This window comes from Gordonia sp. i37 (genome assembly GCF_002043085.1).
Lineage (GTDB): Bacteria > Actinomycetota > Actinomycetes > Mycobacteriales > Mycobacteriaceae > Gordonia > Gordonia polyisoprenivorans.
Genome location: NZ_MVPX01000206.1, coordinates 1 through 7,047, shown reverse-complemented (window position 1 = coordinate 7,047; position 7,047 = coordinate 1). Strand labels below are relative to the sequence as shown.

Annotated in this window: 5 protein-coding genes; all 5 read right to left on the bottom strand. The window is 69.6% G+C overall.

Annotated features, from left to right (window positions below; translation table 11 throughout):
- Positions 1 to 853, bottom strand: an 853-nt coding sequence (locus B1964_RS09515; protein ID WP_139765683.1) for an MFS transporter, incomplete at its 3' end; no start/stop codon positions are given.
- An 87-nt stretch (positions 854 to 940) separates the two neighbouring features.
- Positions 941 to 2,326 carry a replication-associated recombination protein A gene (locus tag B1964_RS09510; RefSeq protein WP_079929602.1) on the bottom strand — a complete coding sequence of 462 codons (1,386 nt, stop codon included), beginning with the start codon at positions 2,324 to 2,326 and terminating at the stop codon, positions 941 to 943.
- Between the two features lie 7 nt (positions 2,327 to 2,333).
- Positions 2,334 to 3,506 carry a hypothetical protein gene (locus B1964_RS09505; protein WP_006370234.1) on the bottom strand — a complete coding sequence of 391 codons (1,173 nt, stop codon included), beginning with the start codon at positions 3,504 to 3,506 and terminating at the stop codon, positions 2,334 to 2,336.
- 112 nt (positions 3,507 to 3,618) lie between these two features.
- Entirely contained in the window at positions 3,619 to 4,587 is a 969-nt protein-coding gene (locus tag B1964_RS09500) for a transglutaminase family protein (RefSeq protein WP_006370233.1), read from the bottom strand.
- Positions 4,584 to 7,047 (bottom strand): circularly permuted type 2 ATP-grasp protein (locus tag B1964_RS09495; protein WP_079929601.1); only part of this gene is annotated, 2,464 nt, incomplete at its 5' end. The genes B1964_RS09500 and B1964_RS09495, both read right to left, overlap by 4 nt.

Below are 7,047 nucleotides of genomic sequence, written 5' to 3'. Positions count from 1 at the left end.
GGAACGACCGGGTGGCGAACACCGCCGGGGGCACCATCGGCTCCACACCGCGCCGCGCCGAGGTCCACTGCCGACGACCGAATTCGGCCAGCAAACCCACCCCGAGCGCCATACATCCGAATCCCCATGCAGGCCAGCCATGTTCGGGACCCACGGTGATCGGAACCATCAGGCTCGCCAGCCCCGCGCCGAGCAGCACCGCCGACCTGACGACGATCGGGGCCGGCACCTGCGCCTTGGACTCCGGGAGGAACGCGCGAGCGGCCAGGATCGCCAGGACGGCGATCGGGACATTGATGAGGAAGATCGGCCGCCACGACATCCCCCACCAGTCACCTGCGGTGATGACGCCGCCGAGCAGCGGGCCCGCCACGGCGGCCAACCCGATCACGGAGGTGAACATCCCCATGGCGGTACCCCGCTGCGCGGGCGGATACAACACCTGGATGCAGGTGAGCACCTGTGGAACCATCAGGGCCGCGGCGAGTCCCTGAAGGAATCGGAAGGCGACCAGCGACGCCGGATCTGCGGCGAGGCCGCACGCCAACGAGGCGGCACCGAAGGCGGCCAGCCCGACCACGAACAACCGGCGCCGCCCGTAACGATCGCCGAGTCGCGCGCCGAGCACCAGTCCCGACGCGTACGCCAGCGGGTACCCGGCGGCAATCCACTGCAACGCCGCCGCGGACAGCCCGAGATCGGACTGCATGGTGCGCAGCGCGACGTTGACCACGGTGGCGTCCATCAGTTCCATGAACGACGCGGTCAACAGGCACAGCAGCGCCACTGTGCGGGCACGGGCGCTCAAGGCAGGTGGGTCCTGCACTCCCCCAACGGTTTCGGTGATCGACATGGTAAGTGTTCCTTCGGCTCGTCTCGGTGGGGAGATCCCCTGTGACGACGACGGTAGGAACCATTGCGGTCAGAACCGGTCCGCGAATCAGCGTCGCTTCGAGGTTGCCCGTCGAATGATCGACCGCAATTTGCCCACCCGCGGCCCGATTTCGCGTTCGAAGCCGTGGTCGGTCGGCTGGTAGTAGTCGACGCCGACCAGCTCGTCCGGCGGATACTGTTGCGGCACAACACCATCTGGGTCATCGTGCGGGTAGCGGTAGCCGACGCCGCTGCCCATCTTCTTCGCGCCGGCGTAGTGGCTGTCCCGCAGATGAGGCGGTACTGCGCCGGCCTTACCGGCCTCGACGTCGGCCAGCGCGGCTCCGATCGCGCCGACGACGCCGGCCGACTTCGGAGCGGTCGCGAGATGGATGGTGGCTTGCGTCAGAGCCAATTTCGCCTCGGGCATCCCGACCAGGGCGACCACCTGCGCGGCGGCAACGGCGGTCTGCAGGGCCATCGGGTCGGCCATCCCGATGTCCTCGCTGGCGTGGATCATCAACCGCCGCGCGATGAATCGCGGGTCCTCCCCCGCGGCGATCATCCGCGCCAGATAGTGCAGCGCGGCGTCCACGTCGGACCCGCGGATGGACTTGATGAACGCCGAGGTGACGTCGTAGTGCTGGTCGCCGTCGCGGTCGTAGCGCACCGCGGCCTTGTCGATGGCCGCTTCCACGTCGGCGAGATCCACCGCCGGGATCTCGCTCGCGTCGCCCTGCGCATCGGGATCGGACCGATCCTGGGACACGACGTCGGCGGCGGCCTCCAGGGCGGTCAGGGCACGTCGGGCGTCGCCACCGGCTACGGCGACGAGGTGATCGTAGGCGGCGTCGGTCACGCGAACCGCCCCACCGAGTCCTCGCTCGTCGGTGACCGCCCGGCGGAGCACCTCGCGGATGTCGTCGTCGGTCAACGACCGCAATCGCAACACCAGCGAACGCGACAACAGCGGCGAGACCACCGAGAAGGACGGATTCTCCGTGGTGGCGGCCACCAGCAACACGATCCGGTTCTCGACGGCGTCGAGCAACGCGTCCTGCTGGGTCTTGGAGAATCGATGGACCTCGTCGATGAACAGGACGGTCTGCTCGCCGTCGACGAGTCGTCGGCGGGCAACCTCGATGACCGCCCGCACCTCCTTGACCCCCGCCGACAACGCCGACAGCGCCTCGAACCGGCCGCCGGCCGCGGTGGAGATCAGCGACGCCATCGTGGTCTTGCCGGTGCCCGGCGGGCCGTAGAGCAGGACCGACGCCGCACCGGAACCGTTGATGAGCCGACGCAACGGCGACCCCGAACCCAGCAGATGGGTCTGCCCGATGATCTCGTCGAGTGAGCGGGGCCGCATCCGGACGGCGAGCGGTGCCGAGACGCCGACGGGGGGTCCGCTGCTGGGTGACGCGGGATCGGGAGTGTCGAAAAGTCCGTTCATTCCCGCGTCAGGACAGCCAGACCCGGTGCAGCGCAACACCGATCGCGGCGGCGAAATCGGCGACGTCGGCGTTGACCGATCGCGCGGACGCGGCCAGGTCCGACCACCTCGCGACGATCACGCGTGGATCGTTGGAATGCAGTGCCCAGTCGTGCGCGTGGTCGGCGGTCGCGAACTCCTGCGGTCCTGCCGGGTCCGCCGATGTGAGGTCGGCATCCTCCTCGGGCAGCAACCACACCGTCGACAGCCACGCCCACAGCAGCCGGGCGACGACCAGCTTGCGCTGCAGATCGCCGTCGCGGCGCAGCGCCGGCCAGATGGTGTGCACCTCCGAACGCCACGCGTCGACCATCGCGGTCTCGAGCTGGTCGCGACGTTCGAGCGCATGCGGGCCGAGTTGCGCCGGGAAGGTCACCAGCGCGTAGGCGATATCGAGGGTCGCGTCGCGGAACCCGCCCCACTCGTAGTCCATGAACTGCACGCCGGCCTCGTTGAGCAGGATGTTCTCCGGACCGACATCCGACGGGCTGAACGCACGATGATCGCCCTCGTCGAACAGGGTGCACGCCCCCTCGAGCGCGGAGACGACCGCGCAACCCATCTCCACCCCGAGGTCGGCGGCTCGCGTTCGTGCGATCCGGACCGCGCGTCGGGCCTCCTCGCCGAGCAGGTCGCGCCCCTCGGTCCCCGAGGGCCCGCGGCGGACCAATGCGTCGAAGTCGACCTCGCCGCCGACGGTGGCCGCGTGCATGCGACCGAGCGCCTGACCCCACGCGCTCACCGCACGGGAGATCTCGACGACGTCGAGGCCACCGAGCAGGGTGGTCATCGCGTTGCCGCGGCCGAGATCGGAGAGCACCATGAGCCGCGCGTCCGGGTCGGAGGCGATCAGCTGGGGCCCCGGTCGGGACTCGATGGGCAGTGCCGTCGCGTACTTGTACGACGCGATCTCGCGGTGGAACGCGTGCGGATCCTCGTGCTCGGGGAGCGCTTTGATGACGAGGGTGCGGTCCATCGACAGGGGGTTCTGGGCGACGCGTACGCGCACCACGATGGTGCGCCCGCTTCCTCCGAGATCCTCCGGTTCGGCGAGCACGACCGGCGAACCGGCTCGATGCGACAACAGGGCCTCTGCGGCACGCACCACGCTGGTGATGCGGCTTTCTGTGATGACCGTCATGGCAACTCCCACGGTACCGAATGCCACCGACAGTCGTCACCGGCCGTTGGGGTTTCGTGACCGATCGGAGGACATCCGAGCGCGCACGCGGGGTACCCGGCCTCGGCGAACCTCACGCGGTTCCGGTGTCGGCGGCGACGTCCGGACGGACCGGGGCCGGCGGTGCGTCGGAGTCCGCGTCGACCGGGCTGACGTCGACCGATACCTTGATCTCGCTGCGTGTGGCATCGGTGTAGATGACCCCGCGCAGCGGCGGCACGTCGTCGTAGTCGCGACCCCAGGCGACGGTGACATGCCGTTCGTCGACGAGTTTGTCGTTGGTCGGATCAAAAGGCAGCCAGCGACCGTCGGGGAGCCAGACCGCCGCCCACGCATGGCTGGCGTCGGCGCCGAAGATGCGTTCGCGCCCCGGGGGCGGATCGGTCGCCAGATACCCCGATTCGTAGCGGCCGGCGAGCCCGACCGAGCGCAAGGCGGCGATGGCCACCCGGGCGAAGTCCTGGCACACGCCTTCGCGGCGGGCCATGACGGTGTCGACACGAGTGCTGATCGCGGTCGACCCCGATTTGTAGGTGAAGTCGCGGTAGATGCGGGTCGTCAGGTCGGTCACCGCCTCGATGAGCGGCCGGTCGGGGGTGAACACGGTGGCCGCGTACTCGGTGACCGCCTCGGTGATCTCCGGCGGATCGAGATCGAGGGTGAACTCCGTCGCCAGTTGCGGGCCGAGGGTCGCCGGGCGGGCCTGCTCCCAGGGCACCCGCGCCGCCGGGCTGACGATCAGGCCCGGGTCGATCGGGTCGACCTCGACGTCCGAGGTCCCGGTCACCACCAGTTCGGTGTGCGGGGTGTGGACGTGGAAGTAGGTGTCGGTGTTGCCGTAGACGTCCAGCCCGGTCGAGCGGTCGTCCGGTTCGGGGTCGACGCTCACGTCGTTGCGCAGCACCCGCTGGTGCGGCAGATCGCGCGGGATCAGGTAGCACCGCCCGTACGACGAGGACACCTCTGCGTCGTAGGTGTAGACGGTGCGGTGGGTCACGCGGTAGCGACGGGTCGTCGGCGCGACGGGTTGCGGGCCGGTCACGTGTCACCTCTCCCGAAGCCCCAGATGGGCTGCGCCGGTCGTGGCAACGCGAACCTGCTGCGGGCCAGCACCTCCGACAATTCACGTGACCCCTCGCGCAGCGTGGTCATCAATTCGACGAGGTCACCACGCCTGCCGTCGTCACCGACGGCGCCGAGATCGGCGGGATCGATACGTCGCAGTTCGGCGGTCATCTCCTCGACGAGACGCTCGGCCGCCGCCGACCGCAACGCGTCGGGCAGGCCGGTCAGGCCGGCGCGCATACGGTCGAGCTGATAGATCATCGCGCGCGGATTGGTCTCGTCGAACAGCAACAGCTGCGCCACCGGGAGCAGTCGGTAGAGACCACGGCTGCGCCTGCGGTAGATCACCGCCGACTCACCGGCGATCAGATAGGACTCCAACAATGCCTGTTCGACGGCGGTCTCGTGGGGTGTCTCGAAGAGCGCCCCGGTCAGATCGGCGAGGGTGATGACCCGTTCGATCCGGCGTCCGACGTCCATGAACAGCCAGGCCGCGTCGTGAACCATCGACTCGGCCTGCAACCCGACCAGCCCCAGCACCCCGTGCATGATGTCCTCGTGCGTGCGGGCCAGGTCGGGGGCGAGATCCAGCGACGCATCGCCGAAGATGCCCGCGGTGCGCGCGCCGGTGGTCTGGTCGACCTCGGCTGACCTGGCCACCTGCCGGGCCAGCGATTCCACCGCCCGTTCCATCGACGTCAGCACCATCCAGGTACTCGTCGACATCTGATCGCGCACCGCGCGGGCCGCCGCGACGAGCCGGTCCACGGCGAAGGCCACGGTGCCCGGCACCGTCGCGTCGACGGTCAGCTCGACGATGCGCATGATCGCGGCGTTGACCTGCTCGGGCGAGCGCTGGCCGTCGTCGACCAGCAGGTCGGCGGTGCGCAGGTGCTCGGCGGTTCCGGTGATCGTCGCCACCGCGTGCAGGAACAACGGAACCGCCGAGGTGCCCTGCATCCACGGCCGGTACTGGAAGTCCTGGCATCGTTCGCGAGCGACCTTCGTCAGGCGTGTCACCAGTTCGGTCCGCTCGCCGTAGCGGCCGAACCAGAACATGTCGGAGAGCACGCGCGGGCTCGCCGCGACGGCGGTGTCGACGTACTCGGCCGCCGACGGGCGCGGCGAGCGGATCTCGATGACCTCCTCGGCCGGCTCCCCGCGCGTTTCCGAACGACGCGAGACATGACCGCCGACCTCCGGGTTGGTCACCCACACATCCTTGGCGGCCACGGTCTGCAGTGCCGCCCCGCCCACGCCGTCGGCCAGCACCGACCCGAGTCCGCCGGGCATCACCGCATACGTCGGGCCCTGCGCGACGCTGAAGGCACGCACCGAGACCGGCGCGGCGCGCACCACACCCGGACGCCCGGTCCCGCCGGGGGTGATGGTCGGCGCCACCGAGTATGCCTCCAGCGAGCGCGCGACCCACTCCGCGCCGTGCGCGGTGATGCGGCGCGCGAGGTCGTCGCGGGTACGCACATCGGTGAGGGGGCCGACGAACTCCTCGCCGGTGCGCACGTTGGTGACCGACAGGTCGGCGAGTTCGGCGAGCACCTTGGATCGCTGGAGCTCCTCACCCGCCCAGAACGTGGGTATCGACCCGAGCGCCAACTCCTCGTCGAGCAGCACCGGCGCGGCCGCCTCGAGCACCGTGTGCAGGGCGGGGTTCTCGCAGACACCGCTGCCGAGGGTGTTGACCACGGTCACCGTGCCGCGCGAGATCGCCTCGACGAGACCGGCGACGCCGAGACGTGAATCGGTGCGCAGGTCGAGTGGATCGCAGTATGCGGCGTCGATGCGGCGCAGCAACACGTCGACGCGTTTGAAGCGGCCCAGCGAACGCATGTAGACCGCACCGTCACGCACGGTCAGATCGGCGCCCTCCACCAGCGGGAAGCCGAGCATCGACGCGAGATACGCCTGGTCGAAGGCGGTTTCGGACATGCTGCCGGGGCTGAGCACGGCCACCGTCGGGTCGTCGACCCCGGGCGGTGCGTAGTCGAACAGCGCCAAGCGCAGCGTTCCGGCGAAGGTCGCCATGGGGCGCGGGGCACACGACTGGAACAGCTGCGGGAAGGTCCGGGAGACCAGTCGACGGTCGACGGTGGCATAACCGATGCCCGACGGCGCCTGCGTGCGATCGGCGTGGGCGACGAAACGTCCGTCGCTGCGCCGGACGAGATCGATGGCATGCAGGAACAGCGCATGCGGACCGGCAACCTCCAGACGTGCGGCCTTGCGGATGTATCCGGGATGGGCGAAGACCATCTCGGGGGGAATCAGCCCGGAGGTGATCAGTCGCTGGTCGCGGTAGAGGTCACGCAGGATCAGGTCCAGCAGCATCGACCGCTGGGTGATCGCCTTCTCCAGCGCCGCCCACTCGACGCCGTCGATGATCAGCGGGACGGCATCGACCGACCACGGTCGGGCGACG

Excerpts from the sequence above, each read along its gene's own strand:
- B1964_RS09505 (WP_006370234.1), bottom strand. The coding sequence starts at position 3,506 with ATGACGGTCATCACAGAAAGCCGCATCACCAGCGTGGTGCGTGCCGCA.
- B1964_RS09510 (WP_079929602.1), bottom strand. The coding sequence starts at position 2,326 with ATGAACGGACTTTTCGACACTCCCGATCCCGCGTCACCCAGCAGCGGA.